A 24,154-nucleotide genomic window follows, 5' to 3' on the forward strand; every position below is an offset into this window, starting at 1 on the left:
GTGAAACGCCTCCACGCCGATGATAGTGAGTTGTATTTCTTGCGAAAGTAGGTAGCCTCCGGGCTCAATTATTTAAAACAGACCCTCGAAGTCATTGCGGCTCCGAGGGTTTTGTCTTTTGGGAAACCGAAATAGACGTTCGCTTGAAAATAATATTATGTTTCTGTTGAAATATAGTGTTTCAGTGTTATAAAAATGATCGTTCTAAAACCAATAAAAATATCGGAGTACCCATGTTTAAAGTTAAATTAGCATCTGTTTGTTTAGTCGCTGCTGTTGCGGCAACTTTCTCTGGGGCATCATTTGCTGAAACTTTTAAGTGGGCAAGCCAGGGCGATATTCTTACCTTTGATCCTCATGCTCAGAATGAAGGACTTAACAGCGCTGCTAACTCTTATGTATACGAAACTCTTGTCAATTTAGGCAAAAATTCTGAAATTCTTCCTTGCTTAGCAGAGAGCTGGTCAAAAGAGCCGGGCGGCTTCCTTTTCAAGATTCGACCGAACGTTAAGTTCCATGAAGGTCAAATTTTGTCTCCTGAAGACGTTGTTTTTTCTATTAAGCGTGCCCTTCATCCGCTTTCTCAATTCCGTACATACACTGCCGGAATTCTTGATGCAGAGGTACGCCCTGACGGACAAGTGTTTATTAAAACCTCTACTCAGAGTCCTGTTATTCTCAACCAACTCACCCACTTGCGTATTCTTAATAAGAAGTGGGCAGAAGAACATAACGTTGTGAATCCTCAAAATTACGTCGAAAAAGAAGAGTCCTACGCAGCACGCAATGTTAATGGTACAGGCCCGTTCAAACTCAAGAGCCGTGAAGTAGATGTTAAGACAGTATTTGTGGAGAATCCGGATTGGTGGAATAAAGCAAATAAGATCGGTAACGTAACAGAAGCTATCTACACTCCTATTAAATCAGCTGCCACTCGTACCGCCGCTTTGCTCTCCGGCCAAGTTGACTTTGTTTTAGATTTAGCACCTCAAGATGCTCAGAGATTAAAACGTAATGACAAAGTTAAGTTAGTAGAAGGACCTGAACTCAGAGTGTTGATGATCTCCCTTGATCAATACAGAGACAAGTCCCCTTATGTTCGAGTAGATGGTAAAGCGACAGACAAAAACCCGTTCAAAGATGAAAGAGTAAGAAAAGCTCTATACCAGGCAATCGACATTCAGACTTTGAAGAGAACGGTTATGCGCGGTTCAGCCATTCCAACCGGCTCAATTATTCCTCCTAATGTCGCAGGTTGGACTCCTGAACAAGATGCTCGCCATCCTTATGACGTTGCAGCCGCCAAGAGGCTTCTAGCTGAGGCCGGATATCCAAATGGTTTTGAATTTACCTTGGATACTCCGAATAACCGCTGGGTTAATGATGAGGCTATTGCCAAAGCTTTAGCGGGCATGTGGGCAAAAATTGGCGTCAAAGTTAATGTTAACGCCATGCCTAGAGCCAATTACTTCCCGAAAGTCTTAAGCTTTGATACTTCTGCAGGTATGGTAGGTTGGGGCTGCAGTACTCAGGATGCATTGTTCAGCATACAGTCCTTAGTTTCTACATTTGATACGAAGAAAGGTAATGGTCTTTCTAACATCGGAAGAGTGTCTGACCCTGAAATTGATCTTCTCGTCGAGAAGATTAAAGTTGAATCCGACCCTAAGGTTCGCAATGCTGATATTGCCAAGGCCTTGAAGATTATTAGTGATAAGGTCTATGAGCTTCCTCTGCATACTCAGCTCATCACTTGGGGTATGGGGAAGAACATGGATGCGGAAATTCGCTCTGATAACAGACTTGAAATCGATAAAGTAAAAGTTAATAAATAATCTGAAAGATTTTTTTGATGTTTGTATTCGTTGTAAAACGAATGTTTCAGGCGATTTTCGTGATGTTGATCGTCACTCTTATCGCGTTCCTTTTATTTCAGTTCGTTGGCGACCCTGTCATGCAAATGCTCGGACAGGAAGCTACCGAAGCAGATAGAGAAGCACTGAGACATTCTTTAGGTCTAGATAAGTCTATTTGGGAACAGTACGCGGCATTCGTAGGAAAAGCCGCGCAAGGTGATTTCGGAGTTTCTTTGAGACAAGGAGCTCCGGTATCAGAATTGCTGAAGGCAAAAATGCCTGCCACGATTGAGCTAGCGTTTTTCTCTGCTTTTGTTGCAACTCTTGTAGGGATTCCTTTAGGCGTTTTCGTTGCTTTGAAGAGAAACTCTCTTATAGCAAAGTGGCTGATGGGGCTTTCTTTGATCGGCATTTCATTGCCGACTTTCCTCATTGGTATTTTGCTGATTTTGGTTTTTTCCGTCTGGTTAGGATGGCTGCCGTCCTATGGAAGAGGCGATACAGTAGCTTTTGGCTGGTGGACTTCCGGCCTCTTTACCAAAGATGGAATTCTTCACATTATCTTGCCCGCTATTACGTTAGCTGTTTTCCAAATTGCACTGCTGATGAGATTGGTCAGAGGAGAAATGCTCGAAGTGCTGAGGACGGACTACATTAAATTTGCTCGGGCCAGAGGAATCTCGCAGCGTTCTATTTATTTCCGCCATGCTTTGAAGAATACGCTTCTTCCCGTTATCACGATTACCGGATTGCAATTGGGAGGAATTATTGCTTTCTCTATTGTGACGGAGACAGTGTTTCAGTGGCCGGGAATGGGGCTGCTTTTTATTCAAGCAGTCCAATTTGCAGATATTCCCGTAATGGCGGCTTATCTCTGTCTCATTTCTTTTATTTTTGTTGTGGTGAACCTTATTGTGGATCTGCTCTATGTGGCTGTGGACCCACGTCTCAAGATTGACGGTAAATCACAAGCGTAAGGATTAAGATGTTTGTTTCTCAAGAACCCGTAGTAGATCTGAAAAAAGCTTCAATTCCTCTAATCGAATCATGGAAAGATGAATTTAGAGAGATAAGACAGGATTTTCATCGGAATCCTGAAATTGGTTTGGATACTCCAAGAACTTCTAAGAAGATCGCAGATTTTCTTCGCTCCTATGGCGTGGATGAAGTTCATGAAAAGATCGGAGGCTGCGGTGTCGTAGGAGTAGTTTACGGCTCTTCCAAAGAGGGCGCCTCATTAGGATTGCGTGCTGATATCGACGCTCTTCCGATGAAAGAAATGAGCGACCATGATCATGTTTCTTGCTTAGGAAACAGAATGCACGGATGCGGGCATGACGGCCATGGAGCAACTCTCTTAGCGGTTGCCAAATATTTAGCTCAGACAAGAAACTTTGTCGGCAAAGCGATTTTGATTTTCCAGCCCGGGGAAGAAGGATGGTCGGGTGCAAAAGTCATGATGGATGACGGTCTTTTTGAAAGATTTCCGGTACAAGAAATTTATGCCTATCACACTGCTTCTGCTCTTCGCCCCGGAGAGCTGGCTTTGAATTACGGAGCAATGCAGGCAGCTGCTGACGCATTTACTCTTACCATTACAGGAAAAGGCGGCCATGGGTCTCGTCCGGAAAATTGCAGTGATCCTATTGTTGCTGCAGCTTACATTATTACGGCCCTTCAGACTTTAGTTTCCAGAAACGTAAGTCCTTTGGATTCTGCTGTAGTTTCATGCGGCTCGATTCATTCAGGAGATCCTCTAGCACAAAGTGTGATTCCTAATTCTTGCCAGATAGTCGGAACTACTAGAACCTTTAAGCCGGAAACCAGGGATTTGATTGAAAAACGTTTAAAAGAAGTTGCTGAGAATACGGCAGCTGCTTTTGGGTGCACTGCTGTCCTCGACTATGACAGAAAGTATCCTCCTCTTATTAATAGTGAGGAACAGGCCAAAGCAATTGCCGATGTCGGAGCTGAACTGGTAGGTGAAGAAAATATGAAAAGAAATTACCCGAGAGCAACCGGCGGTGAAGATTTTGCCTTTATGGCCGGAGCGGTTCCCGGTGCTTATATTCGAGTAGGACAGGGTGGCGCTCCTGCGCACAACGGATACTTCGATTTCAACGATGAAATTATTCCCCTAGCCGCTACTTTGTTAGTAAAAACATTAGAAAAAAGATTTAAAGATTTAGCAGGATAAGAATGCCTAATACTCAGACAGACAGCCTTTTAACCAGACTTAAATTGCAATTCCTTAGATTTTGGGATTCCGATTTATGCTGGCGATTTAGACATGCTCCTGTCATCATCCTGAGTTTTGTTATCGCAGCAGGAATGATTCTGTCTGCCGTATTTGCAAGTTGGATTGCGCCCTACAATCCGTTCGATTTGGCATCATTTGATCTGGCAAATGCTTTCCTTCCTCCTGCTTGGGAGGAGGGCGGCTCCCGCGAGTTCCTTTTGGGAACGGATGATCAGGGAAGAGACATGCTTTCAGCAATCCTTTACGGATTGAGAGTATCTCTTGAAATCGGTCTTTCCTCCGTGTTTATTTCTGTTGTTCTCGGTATCTCCTTGGGCCTTATTTCAGGTTATGTCGGAGGAGTGACTGATGCAGTTATCATGCGCTTCTGTGACGTTATGCTCAGCTTCCCCGCAATTCTTTTAGCTTTATTAATTGACGGCGTGATTCGGGTAGTTTTGCCAGAAGGAACTCATGACGAGGCATCTTATGCTGTACTGATTTTTGCCATTTCTTTGTCGGGCTGGGTTAAATATGCGAGAACTGTCAGAGGTTCGACTTTGGCGGAAAAGAAGAGGGAGTATGTGCAGGCTGCACAAGTGTTCGGTGTGAGTTCTTTGAGAATCATGTTCACTCATATCCTTCCTAACGTTTTAGGCCCGATTCTCGTCTTGGTGACGGTCCAGATTGCAACCGCCATTATTACTGAAGCTACTTTGTCCTTCTTGGGGGTGGGAGTACCTCCTACAACGCCATCTTTAGGAACGCTCATCCGCATCGGTAATGAGTTCTTATTCTCCGGCGAATGGTGGATCACTATCTTCCCGGGTTTAACTCTGATCGTGTTTGTTTTAACGATTAATCTTCTCGGCGATTGGCTGAGAGACGCTTTAAATCCGAAGCTTCAAGGACAGTCATGACAGAAAAGAATCCATTGGTTGAAGTGAAAAATCTCAGAGTTGAGATTCCCACAAGAAAAGAACTCCTTATTGCTCTGGATAATGTGAATCTAGAGATATATCCCGGAGAAATCCTCGGTGTAGTCGGAGAATCCGGCGCGGGAAAGTCTATGACCGGCAATGCCATTATTGGATTACTGGATCATCCGGCCCATGTCAGCGCAGGAGAAATATGGGTTAACGGTAAACGAGTAGATAATCTATCTGAAAAAGAGCGCTCAGAGCTGAGAGGGAAAATCGTCGGTGCGATTTTCCAAGATCCGTTAACAAGTTTGAACCCGCTGTTTACCGTAGGAGAGCAGCTCGTTGAAACCATTGTCACGCATAGGAGCCTTTCGGAAAAAGAAGCTCGCGAGGAGGCGATAGAGCTTTTAAAGAAGACGGGGATTCCAGCGGCTGAAAAACGAATCGATGATTATCCTCATCAATTCTCCGGAGGCATGAGACAGCGTGTTGTCATTGCCTTGGCTTTGGCGGGAGACCCGAAACTGGTGATTGCCGATGAGCCGACGACAGCATTGGACGTTTCAATTCAAGCGCAGATTATTGATTTGCTGAAAACTTTGTGCAAAGAAAAGGGCACTGCCGTGATGCTTGTTTCTCATGACTTAGGCGTCATCGCAGAAGCATCAGACAGAGTGGCTATCATGTATGCGGGAAGGTTAGTCGAGATTGGAGAAACCAAAGCCATCATTCATTCTCCGTTGCATCCCTACACTTCCGGCTTGATGGGAGCAATTCCGAAAATCGGAGAAGATGCCGAGTTCTTAACTCAGATCCCAGGTCACATGCCGCGGCTCAATGAAGTGCCTAAAGGCTGTGCATTTCATCCGCGCTGTCCTTTGGCAGATGAAAGGTGTATCGGAGAGAGACCTCAGATGGAATCCGTAAATAATGTGATGGTCGCTTGCTGGAAGTCTCGCAGTGAAGAAATTGCGAAATACAGAACTCAGCCTTACTACATCAGAAAGGAACTAGCCGATGCACGTAGAAGCTAAAACCCAACAGAGCGTTCTAGTTAAAGTTCAGAACATCGGAAAGTATTTTGATGTCTCCGCTCCTTTGCTAAACCGACTTATCGAAAGAAAACCGAAAACTATTCTGAAGGCGGTTGACGGTGTCTCCTTCGAAATCCGAAGAGGAGAGACTTTGTCCTTGGTAGGTGAAAGCGGATGCGGTAAATCCACGACAGCGAGAATGCTGGTAGGTTTGCATAAACCAACCTTCGGCCGTGTAGAAATTAACGGCTTGGATATGGCCAACGTTAAAGGAAAAGATGCCAAGGAGCTGCACAACAAGATCCAAATGATTTTCCAAGATCCATATGCGAGCTTAAATCCGCGTTGGAGCGTCGGAAGGATTATTGCAGAACCTATCATCGCTCAGAAAGTCCTTACTGATAAAAAGGAAATTCAAGACCGCATTGATTCCGTTCTTTGGTTGGTGAACATGTCACCGGAAGATAAGTTTAGATATCCGCACCAGTTTTCCGGAGGCCAGAGACAAAGAATTTCGATTGCTCGCTCAATTGCCATTCACCCGGAGTTCATTGTTTGTGATGAGCCAACTTCGGCTCTGGACGTTTCTGTACAAGCTCAAGTTTTGAACTTGATGCAGAATCTTCAGAAGGAAATCGGTCTCACTTATTTATTTATCTCTCACAATCTTTCTGTGGTACATCACATCAGCGACCGCGTCGGGGTGATGTATTTAGGACGCTTGGTTGAACTTGCCGATAAAAAGACTTTATTTAACTATCCTCTGCATCCATATACTCAACTTTTATTGGATGCGATTCCGGATATTAGAAGCGTGGGCAAGCCTAGAAAGAAAATCCAAGGGGAGGTTCCTAATCCGCTGGAACCGCCTGCAGGGTGCACTTTCCATCCTAGATGTCCCTATGCGAAAGATATCTGCAAAAAGGTCAAGCCTGAGATGAGAAAGGTAGAAAATATGGGTTCGATCGTTGAAGTTGCCTGTCATGCCGTCGGCAACTGGCGCAAATGAGTAATGCTTTGTGTATTTAATGAGATTCACTTCAAGCTTAAACTACTCAAGAAGGAAAGCACGAGGTAAACTAATAGTTTGTTTGAATCAGGGCTAACTGCTCTTTGTTGAGTCGAACCATAAACGATGATTTACCGCCGTGCTTTAATATCAGAATTACAAAATACTGCTGGAGGGGCGTTTACCGTTCTCTTCTCCATTGTGGTAACTATCGGGCTCGTACAAATTCTGAATCAAACCGCCGGAGGAAGATACGACAGTAACTCCATCTTGGAGATCGTTGCTTATTCTTCTTTGGTGAATTTGCCTCCCTTAATTACACTGGCCTTGTTTTTAGCCGTATTTATGACGCTGAACCGATCCTGGCGCGACAGCGAAATGTTTGTATGGTTCTCCGCGGGCGGGTGCAGTCTGGCAACTTGGATTCGTCCTGTTTTAAGGTTTTCTATTCCTATCGTGATTTTGGTAGGCCTTTGTTCCTTGGTTATTTCTCCGTGGTCCAGAGCCGAGCTTGCCGCCTATAAAGAAAGATTCGCGCAAAGAGATGACGTCACAAGGCTTTCTTCCGGCCAGTTTATTGAGGCCAAGAGCGGTAAACAGATTTTTTTCTTAGAGGCCGTCGACCAAGACAATAAAACGGTAGAAAGAGTGTTTATGGCTGAGCCGAGCCGAAGCGGCGCACAGACCGTTGTATCTTCCAAGAAGGGAAGAATTGAGGAGCATCCTAACGGTGACCGTTATGTCGTGCTCAACGATGGAAAACGCTATGAAGTACCTGCAAACGGACAAGATGCTCAGATAACGGATTTCGGAACATACGAGCTCAGACTGGATACCTCTCCAAGCAACGTGAAAGCTAATTTGAAAGTTGACTCCATGCAGCTTCCGGCTTTATTGGCATTGGTTCCTACTAACAAACAAGCTGCTGCAGAATTATTTTGGAGAATTAACTGGCCAATCGTGGCGGTTATTCTGGCTCTCTTAGGAATTCCTCTTTCTTATACAAACCCGAGAGCTTTGAAGTATTACGGGCAGACCGCGGCTGTTTTGTTCTTTATTCTTTATTTGAACTGTTTATCTATCTTCAAGACTTGGATTATCAAGGGCGTCTTTGATATTTGGTCAGCGACGGTTGTGATGAATCTGCCATTTATCGTGCTGGCTATTTTCTTGTTCTACCGATTAATGACAATGAATACGCGCCACATTGATACGATTGTCGTTAACTGGGTTTTAGCTCCTTTCAGAAAATTGAAGAGCAATAAGAAGGAGCAGGCATGAAAGTCTTAGGAAAATTAATCTTCAGCCAGGTAATTAAGAGCAGTTTATTTGTGCTCTTAGCATTGGTTGCTCTTTTTGCATTCTTTGATTTAATCGGTCAGTCGAGCAAGATCGGAACGACTTACAGCATTGGTCAGGCCTTTATGCTTACAGCCTTAGTGCTGCCGATGCGCTGCTATCAGGTTCTGCCTATTGCCGTTATGTTGGGGGCTATCTTTACGCTTTCCAGATTGGCTGCTACCAGCCAGTTTACGGTGATGAGAGTCTCGGGCGTCAGTCCGTGGAAGTTCGCTTCCATGCTGATGGTTCCGGGCTTAGTTATGGTTTTATTTGCCTACGTACTCGGAGAGTATGTGGCTCCTCCTGCGCACCGCTACTCCAAGGTCGCCAAACTTGACATCACAGGGGATTCTTTCAGCGGTAAGGATTTGGATTCCGGCATCTGGGTTCGCGATGTTGTTAGAGACGGAGACGGCAAACCGACCAGCATCCGCTTTGTGAATGTTTCCAGTCTTCGTCCTAATGAAGCTGCTTACGACTGGAAGATTTATGTCTTCAACCCGGAAGGAGACATGACTTCTATCGTGACAGCTAAAGAAGGGAGCTATTCCGAGAGCGAAGGTTGGGTTCTGACGGATGCAAAAGAAGAAAAATTACCGATTATTCCAAAGCAATCCAGAGAAGTTTCAAACGAGAAGGTGGAAGTAATTCATACACCGAGACTTGTTTGGGGTAAGCATCTTGATGGGAATATTTTCGGATTACTGATGGTTAAGCCGGAGTACATGTCTCTCCAGGAACTCTATCACTATGTTGAGTATTTGAAGAGCAACGGCCAGACCTATAAGATTTTCGATACTGCATTTTGGTCGAAGATGTTCTATCCCTTGGCCATTCTCGTGATGTTGGTCTTAGCGATGCCCTTCGCTTATCAAAGTGCGCGTGCCGGCGGTATGGCCATCAAGATTTTCTGCGGGATTATGATTGGTATTCTGTATTACGCCTTGAACAATATTTTTGCATTCATGAGCGTATTGCAAAGCGTGCCGTCCTTTATTTCTGCGCTCATGCCGTCGCTGATGATGCTGGTACTTGCGTCAATTGCAATGTGGTGGGTTGAAAGAAGGTCGTAATTCTTCCTCTTAGCTCACATTAAAACCGGTTTGGTGAGTACAGATAGAGGATTAACTTTGGAATAGTCCTGCATTTTTGGAACAGTTATACGCATAATCAGGCAGGACAAGTTTGTGTGTCTGCCTAAAATCCGAATTAACTGATAACTCTAGGAGAAATAGCCTATGACAAGCAAAGATAATTGCTGCTGCGGATGCGAAGGTTCATTTGTAAATAGTCCGGTTCTTACGCCTGTTATCGGTTCGAAGCGTGTCGAACCTGGAAAGTACAACGGTTCAGCAGCAAAGGTTTATTTCACACGCAAAATTGACGCTGAGCATCTCGTAAAGCTTTACAACCTTGTCAACAGTGAAATCTACGGAAAGGTGGCAATTAAGCTTCACACCGGCGAACGACATGGACCCAATATTATTCCCAGAGAAATGGTTCAAGCGCTCCAATCTACTATTCCAGAAAGCAGCATTGTGGAGACCAATACGCTTTACGACGGTGATCGCGTCACGACTGAGAAGCATCGTGAAACACTCAAGATTAATGGTTGGACGTTTTGCCCGGTGGATATCATGGATGAGGACGGCGACGCAAATCTTCCGGTTAAAGACGGCTTCCATTTGAAAGAAGTCGCAATGGGTAAAAATATCCTCAACTACGATTCGATGCTCGTGTTAACACACTTTAAAGGGCACGCGATGGGCGGCTTTGGCGGCTCCATGAAGAACATTGCTATTGGCTGTGCTTCCGGCAAAGTGGGGAAACGCCAGGTTCACGATGTGATGGGGGAATTGCCGGCTGACTGGAATGACTGGCCCGCTAAAGAACGTTTGATGGAACTGATGGCTGATTCAGCTAAAGCGACAATCGACCACTTCGGTAAACGCATTACCTACATCAATGTTATGCGCAATATGTCGGTGGACTGTGACTGCGCGGGAACGGCTGCTGCTAAACCTACAATCGCTGATATCGGCATTCTTGCTTCTACCGATATCCTTGCTATTGATCAGGCTTGCGTTGACTTGGTTTTCTCACATACCTCCGATAATCATGATCTCGTTGAGAGAATGCAAACCAGACACGGTTTAAGACAACTCACCGCAATGGCGGAAAAGAAAATGGGCAATCCGCAATATGAACTGATCGAGATTCTCTAATCAGTGAATCGTGGTTCTTCGTGAGCCGTAAGTAAGAAAGCTCGGAACTTCCGAGCTTTCTTGATCTCCGTCTCTAGGAACAACTATGATTCTGATTCTTTACTTTTGTTCTGCTAGAAGTTCGAGGACTTTTCTTCCAAGCTCAATGCGCGGCTTAACGGAGGTCATATCGGACCATTCTTTTTCCGGATGGTGAAGATCTCCGCCGACTACTCCCATCGCACATGCTACAGCGGCGCCCGCGCCTGAGAATCGATTGCCGTCAGAAGCCCCTCCTACATCCATCCATTTCGGGGTAGGCTGACCCAACTCTTTGGCTGCTGTATCAATAACATCTATAACCTTTTGAGATTTTTCCGTGTGAGCCAGAGCGGAACTTTTTGCCACATATTTCAACTCAGATGTTACGTCAGGTGCGAAGCCTCGTTTACAAAGATTCTCGATATCTTCAAGGACCGCATCACGAGTTTGATCATTGAAGAATCGGAAATCAAAGACTACGGTTGCGTCTTCTGCAATTGTGTTCGGAGTAGTACCGCCTTTGACTACATCTGCATTCAGCGTGACGTCTTTGTACTTAGAGGCAATGGCTTTAATTTCGGGAATAGCTATGGCCATAGCTTCAACAGCATTTCTACCGTCTTGCGGATTATTGCCGGCGTGAGCGGGTCTTCCGTGGAAGTTGATAGTGAGGAACATTGAACCTTTTCTTGAGCGGACGAAGCCATTGCCGGGACGGCCCGGTTCGTAGACGAGGGCTATGTCTGTTTTCTTCGCTTGTTCGTCCATGAAGGCACGTGAGGCCGGAGAACCGGATTCTTCACCGGGATTCACAATAACGGCAATCTTGAGTTTTTCTTGAGCTTTTTTAGGAATCTTCTTGCAAATCCACCAGACAGCATTCAATGAGCTCTTATCGTCAGCAACGCCGGCACCGTGAGCAATGTTATCTTTAATCGTTAAAGGATATTTGGAGGCGTTTCCAACTGCCTGAACCGTGTCCGAATGAACGGATAAAACAACGTCATAGTGTGTTTGATCAGGCGTATTTGTTGCGACGAGGGCCTTTCCACGGCCTTCACAGTCTCGTGTGGTGACCGTCCAGCCAATTGATTTAAAACGGTTTGCAAGAATATTTGCTATCTGGTTTGCACCTTCTACATGGCCTGACTTGGAATCAATATCCATCAATTCTTTGAGTTCTTTGATGTATTGATTCATGTCAAAATCATCGGCATGGCTAGAGTTTGCAAAGACAGGAACTGTTGGGACGGCAGCTAAAACACAGCCGGAAAGGAATTGTCGACGGCTTGTCATGAAGTTCTCCTTGGAAAGAAGATTGAGGATTGAACTTGATAATTATGGAAGAAAATTTTTAAGAATACGGAAAAAGGCTATGCGAATAAACAAACCTCCTAGGCTTATCACCTAGGAGGCCGGATGCTCGGTTTGAAGCGAGAAACTTAATTAGTGTTCTGCGGTCATCATTTCACGAACAGCTTTCTTGGCAATGTCTTCCATAAATTGCTGATTGTCATCTTTAAGATTGTCCGCAATCGTACGAAGGCAATGATCCAAAATAACGAGTTCGTTGGTTGTCAAGCCTTTAAGAGCTTTATGTTCCATACTCTTTGAATTTGATTTGAGAGATTTTTCGATTTCAAGTCCTTTGTCAGTCAGGGCAACAAACTTACAGCGGTTATCATCCTTACTTGCGACTCTAGTAATAAATCCCTTGAACTCTAATCTCTGCATTAATCCTGTAATTGTCGGGTGAGACAGCATTAAAGCTGATTGAACGCTTTGCTGGGTCACGGGACGACTGCGATTTTTTAAGAGGAACAGCATCACACTAGCTTGAGAAGAAGTGATGTCAAGCTGGCTAAAATCGAGATTCCTGCATCTCTCCATCTGGTTATAGATGTACCGTAGCAGTCTTAAGGTTCCTTTTTCATAATGTTCATTCACAGCTTTCTCCACACGGGTGTCCGTAAAAGAAGACACCGCTTGTCCCTTCATTCATCACTGATTATAGGGAGCCTCCAAAGAACCACGTAAATTTATGACCTAAGACGGGGAGAGGTGAAGTAGGGATAAACCCATATCGAACACCAAAAAGCGGTTGACTTTTGCCGAACGTCTTAGGACTCATGAGCGAGAAAATGAAGGAGAGGTTGTCAACCTCTCCCTCGGACCTGACGCTATCGATTTAAGAATTCCTGAAGCGCTTTTGCGGTATGGGTATCCTTCTTAAGAAGTTTTTCGGGAGGACCGGCAAATACGACTTTCCCTCCTTCAGATCCGCCTTCCGGGCCCAAATCGACTATCCAGTCAGCCTCAGCCATCACATCCAAGTTATGTTCGATAACTACAACGGTGTTGCCCGCTTTGACTAAACGCTGCAGAACTTTAATGAGCTTATCAACATCAGCCATGTGAAGTCCGACCGTCGGTTCATCCAGAACGTAGAAGGTGTGAGGAGCCTTTCGACCTCTCAAGGTGATGTCATCCTTCACTTTGGTAAGTTCGGAAACCAGTTTGATTCTCTGAGCCTCCCCACCGGAAAGGGTTGGAGAAGGCTGACCCAGGGTCAAGTAACCGAGGCCGACATCTTTCATCAGCTTCAAAGGATGAGCGATGGAGGTCTGGCTGGCAAAAAATTCGACAGCTTCATCCACATCCATCTTGAGAACTTCACCGATGTTTTTGCCTTTCCAGGTTACGGCCAGAGTTTCCTCGTTGAATCGCATCGAACCGCAGGTTTCGCACGGAACCTGAACATCCGGAAGGAAGTTCATTTCCACCGTCTTTGAGCCTTGCCCCGCACAGTCAGGACATCTGCCGACAGCAACGTTAAAGGAAAAACGGTTCGGGCCATAGCCTCGCATCTTGGCTTCAGACGACGCTGCAAAAAGCTTTCTAATCTGATCCCAGAAACCGACGTATGTCGCCGGACAAGAACGCGGTGTTTTACCGATTGGTGTTTGGTCAACCTCCAGAACCCTGTCTACTGCCTCATAGCCAAGCAGATCTTGACAGCCGACAAATTTAACTTTCTCTCCCTTAGCCTGAACTGCGGCTTTCAAGTTATGCAGAAGAACTTCACGAGATAAAGTAGATTTCCCGGAACCGGAAACGCCCGTTACCACCGTCAATCTATTAAGCGGGAACTTGACGGAATCAACCTTCAGGTTGTTTCTGAAAGCGCCTTTGACTTCAACAAAAGGATCGGTAGATTTCGTCTTCAGTAATGCTTTACCTTTATGCTGAAGAGGATTCTTCAAATACTGACCCGTTAAAGATTTATCCGCATTGGCAATAAGATCATCAATCGTTCCGTTGACGATAAGCTGGCCGCCGCGTGCACCTGCTCCCGGACCGATGTCGATGACATGATCCGCTTTGCGGATGGTATCTTCGTCATGTTCTACTACTAAGAGAGAGTTGCCTTTATCTGCGAGTTTTTCCAAGGCGGATAAGAGAATCTTGTTGTCTCTTGGATGAAGGCCGATGGTCGGTTCATCCAAAACGTAGCAGACGCCCTGAAGATTGGTACCCAGTTGGGAGGCCAAACGAATACGCTGGGATTCGCCGCCGGATAAAGTCGGTGCAGAACGATTAAGCGAGAGATAGGACAAGCCGACCTCTTTCAAGAAGGCCAGACGAGACAGGATTTCAGCAATGGCATCCTTTGCAATCGCATTTTCTCTTTCATCATCCTTAATTGCATCGGCCAACATTATGAAGTAGTCTTCGGCTTCTTCAACTGTCATGTTGGAGATGTCTGCAATGCTCTTTTCGTAGAACAGAACGTTTCTGGCAACTTCATTCAGTCGCGTACCCGAGCATTCCGTACAGTTATTGGAAAGTTTCAAAGTTTCCGTATCTTCTTCATCAATGTTTTCTCTGGCCAGAGCATCTTGGAAGACGCCCAAGCCGTAACCTTGGCAGGACGGACACCAGCCAATCGCCGAGTTATACGAGAACAAACGAGGGTCAAGCTGCGGGAAGCTGGTCTCACATACGGGGCACGCGCGAATAGCTGAGAACGTTTCAACTTTGCCTCCGCATCTGACCTGGAGGACACCTTTTCCTAGCTCTAAGGCAGATTGAATGACATGATCCAGTTCTCTTTCTCTGTCCTTGCTGATGACAGTCTCGGAAACAACAAGATCAATATTGTGTTCTTTGAATCTGTCCAACGTACGGAACGGATAAGTTCCTACGATTTGTTCGTCGACAACAAGACGTTCAAAGCCTTTGTTATGGGCTTTTTCGAAGACTTCTCTGTACGAACCTTTACGGTTCTTAATAAGAGGAGCGGTAATCATCACGGACTTGCCGGAGAAACCGGAGATAACCTTTTCAATAATGGCATCTTTTGTTTGCGGACGAACCGGAACATGACAGGTCGGACAATATTGGGTTCCGAGCTTGAGGTAAATCAAGCGGAGGAAATGGTAAATCTCGGTCAAAGTAGCAACAGTGGACTTTTGGCCGCCGCGGGATGTTCTCTGTTCGATAGCGACGGTCGGAGGAATACCGTAAATTGCATCCACATCGGGCCGGCTTGCCGGTGCAACCATAGAACGCGCGAATGCGTTTAAGGAATCTAAATATCTTCTTTGCCCTTCATTGAAAACCAAATCAAAGGCGAGGGTAGACTTGCCGGAGCCGGAAACACCGGTAACTACCGTGAATTTATTTCTCGGAATCGTCAGAGAAAGATTCTTCAAATTGTGCTCGCGAGCGTTAACGATAGAAATCGCATCTTTCGGATATTGTTCTGCAATCTCTGTTTCTTCTGCCGGAGCATTCACAAAGTATGCGGTCGGATCTTTCTCGATAAGAGCCTGACGGTAGGAAGCCAATGCCTTTCCTGTCGGAGTTTCTTTAATAACGAAATGATCCGGAGTACCGGCAAATAATTCTTCGCCGCCTTTTTCTCCGCCTTCAGGTCCAAGTTCGATAATCCAGTCGGAACCGTCGATCACGTCAAGGTTGTGCTCGACGACCAGAACGGAGTGACCGTTGTCAACCAACTCGCGAAGAGAACTCATAAGCTTGGCGGTATCGTCGAAGTGAAGACCCGTTGTAGGCTCATCAAAGACAAACATCTTGTGCTTCTTGGAGCCGGCTTCATTAGCTGCTTCAATAAGATATTTCGCCAGTTTCAGACGCTGGGCTTCTCCGCCGGATAAGGTCGGCACGGGTTGGCCGAGTTTCAAATAGTTGAGACCTACCTTAACTAAAGGAGTTAAGGCATTGACGATATTTTTATTTTCCGAGAAGTAGTACAGAGCTTCCTGAACCGTGAGGTCAAGAACGTCAGCGATGTTCAAGCTTTTGCCCATACGGGTGATGTGCACATCAAGCGTGGAAGGGCGATAGCGCTTACCGTCGCAGTCCGGGCATTTGATGTATACATCAGACAAGAATTGCATTTCTTCATGTTGGAAGCCGCTTCCTTCGCAGGTCGGACAGCGCCCGTGACCGGAGTTAAAACTGAAGGTACCTGCCGTATAGTTTCTCTTCTGAGACAGTGGTGCGGCTGCAAAGAGGGCGCGGATGTAGTCAAATGCTCCGACGAATAGCGCAGGATTGCTTCGTGTCGTTTTGCCGATCGGAGTTTGATCGACAAAGATGACATCGTCGATTTTATCGGCGCCGATCAAAGATTCAAATTTGCCCGGCGCTTCGGTGGTTTGTCCTTTTTCTTGACGAAGGGCAGGAACCAAAATATCTTGCACCAACGTGGATTTGCCTGATCCGGAGACACCGGCAACGCAAACCAGATGGCCTAAAGGAATACGGATATCGATATTTTTCAGGTTATGTTCTTTGGCTCCTAAGAGAACTAAAGCGTCGCCGACAACATTAACTTTTTTGCGCTTTCTCTTATTGATGCGCAAAGCACCGCTTAAATACTTGCCGGTTAAGGTTTTAGCCTTCTTAATTTCCTGAGGAGTACCGTCAAAAACAATTCTTCCACCGTCAGCACCAGGTCCGGGCCCCATGTCGATGATTCTGTCGGCAGCCAGCATGACTTGAGGATCGTGTTCGACAACCACCAAGGTATTGCCGGCTTTTCTGAGCTTGCGCATGACGGAATTGACGCGGTCCATGTCTTGGGGATGAAGACCGATGGACGGCTCATCCAGCACAAACAAGGTGTTGACCAAAGAAGTGCCGAGTGCGGTAGTCAAATTAATTCTTTGGACTTCCCCTCCGGACAAAGTACGGCTTTGGCGATCTAAAGTTAAGTAGCCTAAGCCGACTTCTACTAAGTAAGAGAAGCGGGTACGGATTTCTTTAAGAAGCTGGTCGCAGGTTTTTTCCAGTTCAGGCGACAGGCTCAGTTCATCAAAGAAGACTTTAAGCCTTTCAATCGGCAGGAGCATGATGTCCTGCAGGTTCAGACCCGGAAGGTTCTGAAGAATTTTGTCGCTGAAGGATGAGCCGACGGGACGGAATCTTTGATAGGTTTGACCAGACCCTCCCAGTACCTTATCTGCAAGTTCTTTAGAGCCGATTCTCCAAAGCTGAGAGGCAGATTTCAGGCGAGAACCGCGGCATGTCGGACATTCGGAATATCCTCTGTAGCGGGACAGAAGCACGCGCACGTGCATCTTGTAGGCTTTGGTTTCAAGCCAGTCAAAGAAGTTTTTTACGCCGTACCATTTCTTGCAGCGGAAAGAAGTCCACTTCGGATCGCCTTCGAGGACGAACTTCTGCTCTTTTTGTGAAAGCTCTCTGAAGGGCTTGTTGATATCGATGCCTTCGAGTTTTGCATATTCGAGCAATTCTTTTTGACAATCTTCGAAGGAGGCCGTTGTCCAAGGCTTGATAGCTCCGTCTTTCAGACTTTTCGTGGTATCAGGCACAACGAGGTTGAAGTCAACACCGATGACGCGGCCGAAGCCCTTACATGTTTCGCAGGCGCCTAACGGGGAATTGAAGCTGAAAGTGGATGCATGAGGTTTAGAGTAAGTAATACCGCATTCGGCGCAGGAGAATTGACTGGAAAATTTCCATTGAGCCAGTTTTTCACCTTCCGGTGTTTCCGCTCTAATGTGCATGTGGCCTTTGCCGGTTTGCAGGGCATTTTCGATTGCTTCCATTATGCGGGACTTGTCGGAAGAGCTCTTGAAGCGGCCGGCGACAACTTCTACAACTGCCGGCCCTTTAGTCACATTTTTTAAAGGAGCGGCACGAGTGTAGCCCTGTGCGCTTAAACCGGCGAGAACGTCTTCCACCGGATAATCTTTGGGGACATCAACGGTAAAGCAAACATAAAGACGAGTGTTTTCCGGTAAGGATGCACAGTTTTCGATTAAAGAAGCATAGATATGTTCGGGACTGTCCTCTTTGACTTCTTTGCCGCATTTTTCGCAGTAAAGCACGGCAGCTTGAGCAAAGAGCATTTTCAAATGATCATTGATCTCGGTCATTGTCCCGACAGTAGAACGGGAGGTTCTAACCGGATTTGTCTGATCAATAGCAATAGCCGGAGGCACACCCTCAATCTTATCGACTTGAGGACGGTCCATTCTGTCCATAAATTGGCGGACATAAGGGCTGAAAGTTTCGACATATCTTCTTTGGCCTTCCGCATAAAGCGTATCGAACACCAAAGAGGATTTTCCTGAGCCGGAAACTCCTGTGACAACGGTGAATTTGTTGTACTCGAAATTAACATCGATGTTTTTTAAATTATTTTGTTTTGCACCGATAACGCTAATTCCGCTTGTTTTTGGTTGTGTCTGCATATCGAAATTAATTTTGTGTTCCATATAGTTATTTCCAGACCTCAAAAATGAAGATGGAAAATTTGGCCACGTTAATATATAACAAAACCGGATTGGAGAGGATCAGTACTGTTAGAAACTGTTTGATTTTGAAAGAAAATGAAATTAAGAGGGATGGCTGCAAGGTCATCAGCAGACGTAAAAAAACCGCCTTTCGGCGGTCTTTTGAAGCGGCTAATTAGTTGCCTCTTCTCTTAGCAGCGTTATCTTTAACTTGGCGGGTCAAAGAATCGAATGCTTGACGAACGGCGGCGTGTGCATCTTCATTCTTTGTGTTCATGATGAATTCATGTCCCGGGGCGTTGAGGCAAACGCGAACACTGCACTCACGGCCTTGGTTTTGATGTTTGCCTTCGCTTTCTACTGCAACGCGGCAGCTGATGAGGTCGGCATCAAATTTGTGAAGTCCTTCCACTTCTTTAGAAATTAATGCTTCGAGAGCTTCCGAGCGGTCGATACCATGAAAACTGATTTGTACCGGAAGTTTCATACATGCTCCTTTTTTTGTTGTTGTATGTGACTCTATTGTTTCACAAATTACGAAAAATTGTTAGGCCTTGTGCTTTTTGCAGTTAAGCGGGAAAATATACCTTTGTGTATGTTCACTTACAAGCCATGCCGAGAACTGCCAGCTACAGTACAAGCATCTTGCGAGCTGTATTTCACACTTGTTTTTTCTTGATTTTTTTTACTCCATAGAAAAAATCAAGATTCCGCACTCTTCTTCACCACTTGATTATTAATTTCCACCTAAAATAGAGAATCGTTTTGAGAACTCAATAATTTCCAAATTTTGTCCGGAGTGGGAATGGAAAAAGTATTTAAATCCGGTTTGATTAGAAACCGCAATTTAGAGCAGCTAAACCAGGAAACGGTCTGGGATGTCGTAATTATCGGCGGTGGTTCGACCGGTTCTGCAATTGCTTTGGATTCCGTATCACGAGGATTTAAGACGCTGCTGGTGAATTCGGGGGACTTTGCTTCCGGAAGTTCCGGCTCTTCCACAAAGCTAATCATGACCGGACCGTCCTGCTTGAAAGGAATCAAGGAGTGGAAACAGCTCAGAGAAGATTTGGAAGAAAGAAGGTATCTTTTAGCGAATGCTCCGCATCTGGTTAAAGAAAGGAGTTTCATCATTCCTTGCTACAAAGGTTCCACACTGGCCTTTTACTATTTCTCTTTGCTTGCCGGTGCTGCTGCGGGTTACGGCGGGTACGGAATGGGGCGCCCCCTTTATCTGAGGCCTGAAGAAGTTATCAGAAAATTGCCGGACGTCAAAGCAAAAGAATTAGTCGGAGGCGTCCAATTCAAGGCTGTTCAATTTGATGACGCAAGATTGAATATTGCTCTGATCAAGACAGCAGAGAAACAAGGCGCAGTTTGTCTGAACTATGTTTCTGCAAAAGAGCTGGAAAGAGATGCAAATGGCAGAATTCAGTCGGTTTCATTAGAAGACCAGCTTACCGGGCAGTCTTTCCGGGTTAAGTGCAAAATGATTTTTAATGCTGCAGGAGAAGGTGCCGATGCCGTTCGCCAAATGGCCTATGCCGAGGCAACTCCGTTGACTGAAGTAAAGAAATTTACCTGCATGGTCATGGAAGCCAGACATTTTGAAGGCGAGTACGGCATGCTTACTCCAAAGGCTAAAGGCGAGCAGCGCCTTTTCTGCACCCCATGGAACCGGATGGCAGAGGTTGGAGTTGTTGAAGAGAAAGAAGGCGAGGACAGCGGAACTGCCGTTACTCGTCTTATAGAAAAAATTAAGCCATTTTTAGAATTTTCCATTGACAGCAACAATGTCACGGCTTCTTTTTCTCATACCATTGTGACTCCAAAGAAGAATTTCGGCCGAGGACACGAAGGCAGCAACAGTCTAATCCTGACAGAGTTTGAAAATATGGTGACAGTTGTGGGCGGCGGCTGGAAGAACTATCGTCAAAGAGCAGAAAAAGCTATGACAGCAGCCATTGACGCCGGTCTTGTCTATAAAAAGCCGTGCTCCACAATGTTTATGTCAATCGCCAGAAACCATCACTTTGATCCGGAAGCTCTGGATAAAGGACTGGCAGACGGAAAAGACGTAACAGCTCAAGTGGTCGAATATGCTCAATATTGCTTAGAGCATGAATTCGCCTCCTGTGCCGAAGACGTTCTCTTCAGGCGCCTGAGAATCGGCCAAATGAGTGCTGCAGTTACTGAGAAGCTCAGACCGGAAGTGGAGAAAGTTTTCGCATAACCACTGAAAATCAATTGGTTATAAATTGTTTTTAAAGTAAAAAGAATTTATCTGCACACCGCCTCTTAAGGAAAGCTTCCGGAGGCGGTGTTAGCATTCTTGAGCTTGCTAAAAACTTTTTCCTATCTTCATGAAGATGTTCTTTCGTTTTTTTCTTTTGTTCTCTGTGCTCGCCATGACAGGATGTGCTTGGCATGGCGCGATGGATAAGAATTTTTACGCCCCGGCATCTGACAAACCGGCCTTTAATGCTGTAATCGGCGTGATGCCTAATCCTATTAACCCTCCGCAAAGCGTTAACTACAACGGCGGCAAGATTGATATCGATCTGGAGAACATCGGCTACGCGGTGACAGCCTCTTTAGATACGGTTTTTAAGAAAGCTAAATTGATTGACAGCTACAGTCAGTGTCCGGAATGCCAAGGATTTGTTCTCTATCAGGCAGGTTTCACCGTGAGAGAGGGACAGGCTAAGAAAGCAAGAATGACTTCCGGCATGGACTTGGAATTCTTAAATAAGGATAGGCAATATCTCACCGCCATAAAAGTAAATGATGAAGGAGGAGTTGGCTCGTCTTCCGGCCTCTTCTCCGGTTTACTGTCTCAAGAGCAGGATGGAAAAGAGGTTTTAGCGGCCATCCAAAACTCGACGGCGAAGATGCTCAAAGAAGGAGAGGGACGGATTCGTCAAAACCAAGTGATTGCCGAGTACTTTTCTCCTCAAGTCACACCGGTTGCTCAGCCGACCACAGAAGCCGCTCCGTCAGATCAGCCTAAGGCAGAAAAAGGCGTTAATTTTCAGAATTATTTAAATTCCACGGTCGTTATCCGCTCAGGAAGAGGCTTTGGCTCAGGCTTCTTTATTCATCCGACGCTGATAGTTTCCAACTACCATGTGGTTGGAAATAGTCCCAGAGTTCAGATCAAACTTAGAAACGGAAAGGTGTTTACGGGAAATGTGGTTTCTCTCGATTCTCAGAACGATTTGGCGCTGATTCAAGTTCCTTATCAATCCAAATCCTTTCTCGACTTTGATGTGCAGCCGACCATTGGTGGAGAAGTTTTTACCGTTGGCGCTCCGCAAGGATTCGAATGGACGATTTCCCGGGGCATAGTCAGCGGACTACGAAATCTGGACGGCATTAAAGTGGTGCAAACTGATGCATCGATTAGCCCGGGCAACAGCGGCGGTCCATTAATTTCTTTGAAGACCGGAAAGGTATTAGGCGTCAATACAATGGTATGGGCCGAGGAGCGTTCGCAGAATATTAATTTTGCCGTCTCTTCCTCTGTCGTTCAGAATTTCTTGATTGAAACTTTTAAGCGCTACGGACTTTCCCCGTCCGAGCTGTAGCAGTAATTTACGACCATATACATAAAAACGGCACCGAAAAACGGTGCCTTTGGTTTTGAGGACTGCAGGTTAATCTTTCCAACCGTAGAATTCTTTAAGTACGTTCCAAGCTACTTGCTGAAGGTATTTCGCATCAGCAGGCTTCAGAGGCTTTTCGCATTCGCCTAAGAATTTGAAGCCTTCCGGAGACTTCTTAAAGAGTAATCCGTAAATCATGGCACCGTAGAGGTATGAACCGGCAGCGGTCGGGTGGCTCTTATCTTTTTGATGGAGGATTAAATCAGGTCTTTTCTTCAAGCTTTCTGCAAAGGCAAGACCGACCGGCAAGACGATGGCGTCATTGGCATTGGCTGCTTCAATAGTGGAATTCGCTAACTGACGCGTCTGTTCCGGTTTGTCCTGACGTGCCCACGTCATTACCACAATTGGTGTTGATCCGTGTTCGCGGACGGTTTCGATATGCTGTTTCAAGTATTTCTTGAAGTTCGGTACAAGCTTCGGATTGATTGGCTCGGTAGAAAGTGCCTGAAGAAGGACAACATCAAACATCGGAGGTGTTTTGCCGTCTTTGCTCTCTTTTACGTAGGGATCCCCTTCATGAGGAGTTAGGTACTCCTGAACATTATGGAAGGAGAGTTTCCCAGAAGAAATTGTTTGCAGACGAGCTTTCCATGGAGTCTTGCTTTCTTTTGCAAAACCTCTTACGTAACCGTGCACGCCGCAGTTGTAGAAGCTATAAGAGTTTCCAACATATAAGGCTGTAGATGGCTGATGGTTTTGAATATCGGTTACTTTCGGAGCTACATCAGTTTCAAGGGCGTTTACTGCTCCGGTAAAGGCAAAGGCTGAAACTACCGTCCATATAATCTTTCTCATCACATTCTCCAAGCTGATCATTCATGACTTTCAAGATTGTGGCGCTTTTTATCGGTTTTCTCCATGCGGTATGCGAAAGTTGGGTTTGCAGAAACAGCAAAAGAACGGTTAAGAGAAATTAATTTTTGCAAATCGAGAAGTTGAAAACCTCTTGATTTTTAAGATATAATCTGCGGTCTCTCTGTTGGAGCGTTGTCCTTTCGTCATCGCTCGTTCCGTTGTACTTAAAGTGATCAATGAGGATAACTCATTGATTGTAATGAATTAATTTGGATGAATAATCATCCTGCTTATAGGTGAAACGTAATGAAAACCTTCTCGGCTAAGCCGCTTGAAGTGAAGCGTGAATGGTATGTTGTGGATGCAACTAATAAGGTTGTAGGCCGCCTTGCCGCCGAAATCGCTCTCAGACTCCGTGGCAAAAACAAGCCCATTTATACCCCGCACGTTGATACAGGCGACTACATCGTTGTTATCAACGCTGACAAGTTGGTAATGACAGGCAACAAACCTGAAGATAAGAAATATTTCCGTCACTCCGGATACCCAGGCGGCATCTACGAAACAACTTTCCGTAAGATGCAAGAAAAGCATCCGGGCCGTGCTTTGGAAATCGCTGTTAAAGGCATGCTTCCAAAAGGACCACTCGGATATGCAATGTTCAAGAAGCTCTTCGTTTACGAAGGCAACGAACATCCACATTCCGCCCAGCAACCTAAACAGCTCGAGATCTAAAGATGATTGGTATTTACAACTATGGTACAGGACGCCGTAAAAGCTCCGTAGCCCGCGTTTTCATGAAGCGTGGTACAGGCCTTATCATCATCAACGGCCGTCCGCTTGATGAATACATTCCTCGCGAAACAGGCCGTATGGTCATTCGTCAGCCGTTAGTTTTGACTAACAATGTTGAAACATTCGACATTAAAGTCAACGTTCACGGCGGCGGTGAATCCGGTCAGGCCGGCGCTATCCGTCACGGCATCACACGCGCTCTCATCGACTATGATGAAGCATTGAAGTCCGTCTTGTCTCAGGCTGGTCTCGTTACACGTGACGCCCGCGAAGTCGAACGTAAGAAAGTCGGTTTGCGTAAAGCACGTCGTCGTAAACAGTTCTCCAAGCGTTAATTTCAACGCATCGGAACTTACAGTTACGATTCAAATATGGTCTGCACTTGCTGCGGACCAAAGCAAAAGCCTGAATTCCGGACCTCCTAGGTGATAAATCTAGGAGGTTCTTTAATTCCTATG

18 protein-coding genes are annotated in these 24,154 nt (G+C 45.7%); 13 read left to right on the plus strand and 5 right to left on the minus strand.

What is annotated here, in order from left to right; all coding sequences use genetic code 11:
* The first annotated feature begins 233 nt into the window (after nt 1-233).
* From RDK53_RS10050 to RDK53_RS10090, 9 genes are all read left to right on the plus strand, one after another.
* Nucleotides 234-1,835: an ABC transporter substrate-binding protein gene (locus RDK53_RS10050; RefSeq protein ID WP_308514513.1), complete on the plus strand. Its 1,602-nt coding sequence runs from the start codon at nt 234-236 to the stop codon at nt 1,833-1,835.
* Nucleotides 1,836-1,852: 17 nt separating this feature from the next.
* On the plus strand, nt 1,853-2,833 hold the full coding sequence (locus RDK53_RS10055; RefSeq protein WP_277031130.1) for an ABC transporter permease: 981 nt from the start codon (nt 1,853-1,855) through the stop codon (nt 2,831-2,833).
* An 8-nt stretch (nt 2,834-2,841) separates the two neighbouring features.
* Nucleotides 2,842-4,053, plus strand: coding sequence for an amidohydrolase (locus RDK53_RS10060; protein ID WP_308514516.1), 1,212 nt, complete (start codon nt 2,842-2,844; stop codon nt 4,051-4,053).
* 2 nt (nt 4,054-4,055) lie between these two features.
* Nucleotides 4,056-5,015 (plus strand): ABC transporter permease, encoded by a 960-nt coding sequence (locus RDK53_RS10065; protein ID WP_308514518.1) that lies wholly within the window; start codon nt 4,056-4,058, stop codon nt 5,013-5,015.
* Nucleotides 5,012-6,052: an ABC transporter ATP-binding protein gene (locus RDK53_RS10070; RefSeq protein WP_308514521.1), complete on the plus strand. Its 1,041-nt coding sequence runs from the start codon at nt 5,012-5,014 to the stop codon at nt 6,050-6,052. Before RDK53_RS10065 ends, RDK53_RS10070 begins: the two co-directional genes overlap by 4 nt.
* On the plus strand, nt 6,036-7,061 hold the full coding sequence (locus RDK53_RS10075; RefSeq protein ID WP_308514522.1) for an oligopeptide/dipeptide ABC transporter ATP-binding protein: 1,026 nt from the start codon (nt 6,036-6,038) through the stop codon (nt 7,059-7,061). The genes RDK53_RS10070 and RDK53_RS10075 overlap by 17 nt, the downstream gene beginning before the upstream one ends.
* Before the next feature lie 126 nt (nt 7,062-7,187).
* The gene (gene lptF / locus RDK53_RS10080) at nt 7,188-8,342 is read left to right on the plus strand and encodes an LPS export ABC transporter permease LptF (protein ID WP_308514525.1); all 1,155 of its coding nucleotides are present in this window, start codon (nt 7,188-7,190) and stop codon (nt 8,340-8,342) included.
* Nucleotides 8,339-9,475 carry an LPS export ABC transporter permease LptG gene (gene lptG / locus RDK53_RS10085; protein ID WP_308514527.1) on the plus strand — a complete coding sequence of 379 codons (1,137 nt, stop codon included), beginning with the start codon at nt 8,339-8,341 and terminating at the stop codon, nt 9,473-9,475. The genes lptF and lptG overlap by 4 nt, the downstream gene beginning before the upstream one ends.
* Nucleotides 9,476-9,640: 165 nt before the next feature.
* Nucleotides 9,641-10,627 (plus strand): DUF362 domain-containing protein, encoded by a 987-nt coding sequence (locus RDK53_RS10090; protein WP_308514529.1) that lies wholly within the window; start codon nt 9,641-9,643, stop codon nt 10,625-10,627.
* 99 nt (nt 10,628-10,726) lie between these two features.
* Here the strand turns inward: RDK53_RS10090 and RDK53_RS10095 are convergent, their stop codons facing one another.
* The 4 genes from RDK53_RS10095 to RDK53_RS10110 all read right to left on the minus strand — a co-directional run bounded on the left by RDK53_RS10095 (nt 10,727) and on the right by RDK53_RS10110 (nt 18,925).
* Entirely contained in the window at nt 10,727-11,944 is a 1,218-nt protein-coding gene (locus tag RDK53_RS10095; protein WP_308514531.1) for a M20/M25/M40 family metallo-hydrolase, read from the minus strand.
* A gap of 150 nt (nt 11,945-12,094) precedes the next feature.
* Nucleotides 12,095-12,595 carry a MarR family winged helix-turn-helix transcriptional regulator gene (locus tag RDK53_RS10100; protein ID WP_302944647.1) on the minus strand — a complete coding sequence of 167 codons (501 nt, stop codon included), beginning with the start codon at nt 12,593-12,595 and terminating at the stop codon, nt 12,095-12,097.
* 233 nt (nt 12,596-12,828) lie between these two features.
* Complete coding sequence (gene uvrA / locus RDK53_RS10105) at nt 12,829-18,420, minus strand: excinuclease ABC subunit UvrA (protein ID WP_308514533.1); 5,592 nt, start codon at nt 18,418-18,420, stop codon at nt 12,829-12,831.
* 193 nt (nt 18,421-18,613) lie between these two features.
* Nucleotides 18,614-18,925: an HPF/RaiA family ribosome-associated protein gene (locus tag RDK53_RS10110; RefSeq protein ID WP_066593989.1), complete on the minus strand. Its 312-nt coding sequence runs from the start codon at nt 18,923-18,925 to the stop codon at nt 18,614-18,616.
* A 318-nt stretch (nt 18,926-19,243) separates the two neighbouring features.
* Here RDK53_RS10110 and RDK53_RS10115 point away from each other — a divergent pair, with 318 nt between their 5' ends.
* Together RDK53_RS10115 and RDK53_RS10120 are read left to right on the plus strand one after the other, a co-directional pair.
* The gene (locus RDK53_RS10115; RefSeq protein WP_308514536.1) at nt 19,244-20,671 is read left to right on the plus strand and encodes an FAD-dependent oxidoreductase; all 1,428 of its coding nucleotides are present in this window, start codon (nt 19,244-19,246) and stop codon (nt 20,669-20,671) included.
* Between the two features lie 175 nt (nt 20,672-20,846).
* On the plus strand, nt 20,847-22,025 hold the full coding sequence (locus RDK53_RS10120) for a S1C family serine protease (RefSeq protein ID WP_308514538.1): 1,179 nt from the start codon (nt 20,847-20,849) through the stop codon (nt 22,023-22,025).
* Between the two features lie 69 nt (nt 22,026-22,094).
* Here RDK53_RS10120 and RDK53_RS10125 read toward each other — a convergent pair whose 3' ends face one another.
* Nucleotides 22,095-22,901 carry an SGNH/GDSL hydrolase family protein gene (locus tag RDK53_RS10125; protein WP_308514540.1) on the minus strand — a complete coding sequence of 269 codons (807 nt, stop codon included), beginning with the start codon at nt 22,899-22,901 and terminating at the stop codon, nt 22,095-22,097.
* 306 nt (nt 22,902-23,207) lie between these two features.
* Here RDK53_RS10125 and rplM point away from each other — a divergent pair, with 306 nt between their 5' ends.
* Nucleotides 23,208-23,636 carry a 50S ribosomal protein L13 gene (gene rplM / locus RDK53_RS10130; protein WP_308514542.1) on the plus strand — a complete coding sequence of 143 codons (429 nt, stop codon included), beginning with the start codon at nt 23,208-23,210 and terminating at the stop codon, nt 23,634-23,636.
* Between the two features lie 2 nt (nt 23,637-23,638).
* Nucleotides 23,639-24,031 carry a 30S ribosomal protein S9 gene (gene rpsI, locus RDK53_RS10135; protein ID WP_308514544.1) on the plus strand — a complete coding sequence of 131 codons (393 nt, stop codon included), beginning with the start codon at nt 23,639-23,641 and terminating at the stop codon, nt 24,029-24,031.
* The last annotated feature ends 123 nt before the right edge of the window (nt 24,032-24,154 follow it).

It is taken from the genome of uncultured Turicimonas sp. (assembly GCF_902477955.1).
GTDB lineage: Bacteria > Pseudomonadota > Gammaproteobacteria > Burkholderiales > Burkholderiaceae_F > Turicimonas.

Coding starts and splice junctions, on each gene's coding strand:
- RDK53_RS10065 (WP_308514518.1), top strand. CDS start 4,056: ATGCCTAATACTCAGACAGACAGCCTTTTAACCAGACTTAAATTGCAA.
- RDK53_RS10090 (WP_308514529.1), top strand. CDS start 9,641: ATGACAAGCAAAGATAATTGCTGCTGCGGATGCGAAGGTTCATTTGTA.
- RDK53_RS10125 (WP_308514540.1), bottom strand. CDS start 22,901: ATGAGAAAGATTATATGGACGGTAGTTTCAGCCTTTGCCTTTACCGGA.
- lptG (WP_308514527.1), top strand. CDS start 8,339: ATGAAAGTCTTAGGAAAATTAATCTTCAGCCAGGTAATTAAGAGCAGT.
- RDK53_RS10070 (WP_308514521.1), top strand. CDS start 5,012: ATGACAGAAAAGAATCCATTGGTTGAAGTGAAAAATCTCAGAGTTGAG.
- RDK53_RS10055 (WP_277031130.1), top strand. CDS start 1,853: ATGTTTGTATTCGTTGTAAAACGAATGTTTCAGGCGATTTTCGTGATG.
- RDK53_RS10115 (WP_308514536.1), top strand. CDS start 19,244: ATGGAAAAAGTATTTAAATCCGGTTTGATTAGAAACCGCAATTTAGAG.
- RDK53_RS10060 (WP_308514516.1), top strand. CDS start 2,842: ATGTTTGTTTCTCAAGAACCCGTAGTAGATCTGAAAAAAGCTTCAATT.
- rplM (WP_308514542.1), top strand. CDS start 23,208: ATGAAAACCTTCTCGGCTAAGCCGCTTGAAGTGAAGCGTGAATGGTAT.
- RDK53_RS10120 (WP_308514538.1), top strand. CDS start 20,847: ATGACAGGATGTGCTTGGCATGGCGCGATGGATAAGAATTTTTACGCC.
- uvrA (WP_308514533.1), bottom strand. CDS start 18,420: ATGGAACACAAAATTAATTTCGATATGCAGACACAACCAAAAACAAGC.
- RDK53_RS10075 (WP_308514522.1), top strand. CDS start 6,036: ATGCACGTAGAAGCTAAAACCCAACAGAGCGTTCTAGTTAAAGTTCAG.
- rpsI (WP_308514544.1), top strand. CDS start 23,639: ATGATTGGTATTTACAACTATGGTACAGGACGCCGTAAAAGCTCCGTA.
- lptF (WP_308514525.1), top strand. CDS start 7,188: ATGATTTACCGCCGTGCTTTAATATCAGAATTACAAAATACTGCTGGA.
- RDK53_RS10110 (WP_066593989.1), bottom strand. CDS start 18,925: ATGAAACTTCCGGTACAAATCAGTTTTCATGGTATCGACCGCTCGGAA.
- RDK53_RS10050 (WP_308514513.1), top strand. CDS start 234: ATGTTTAAAGTTAAATTAGCATCTGTTTGTTTAGTCGCTGCTGTTGCG.
- RDK53_RS10095 (WP_308514531.1), bottom strand. CDS start 11,944: ATGACAAGCCGTCGACAATTCCTTTCCGGCTGTGTTTTAGCTGCCGTC.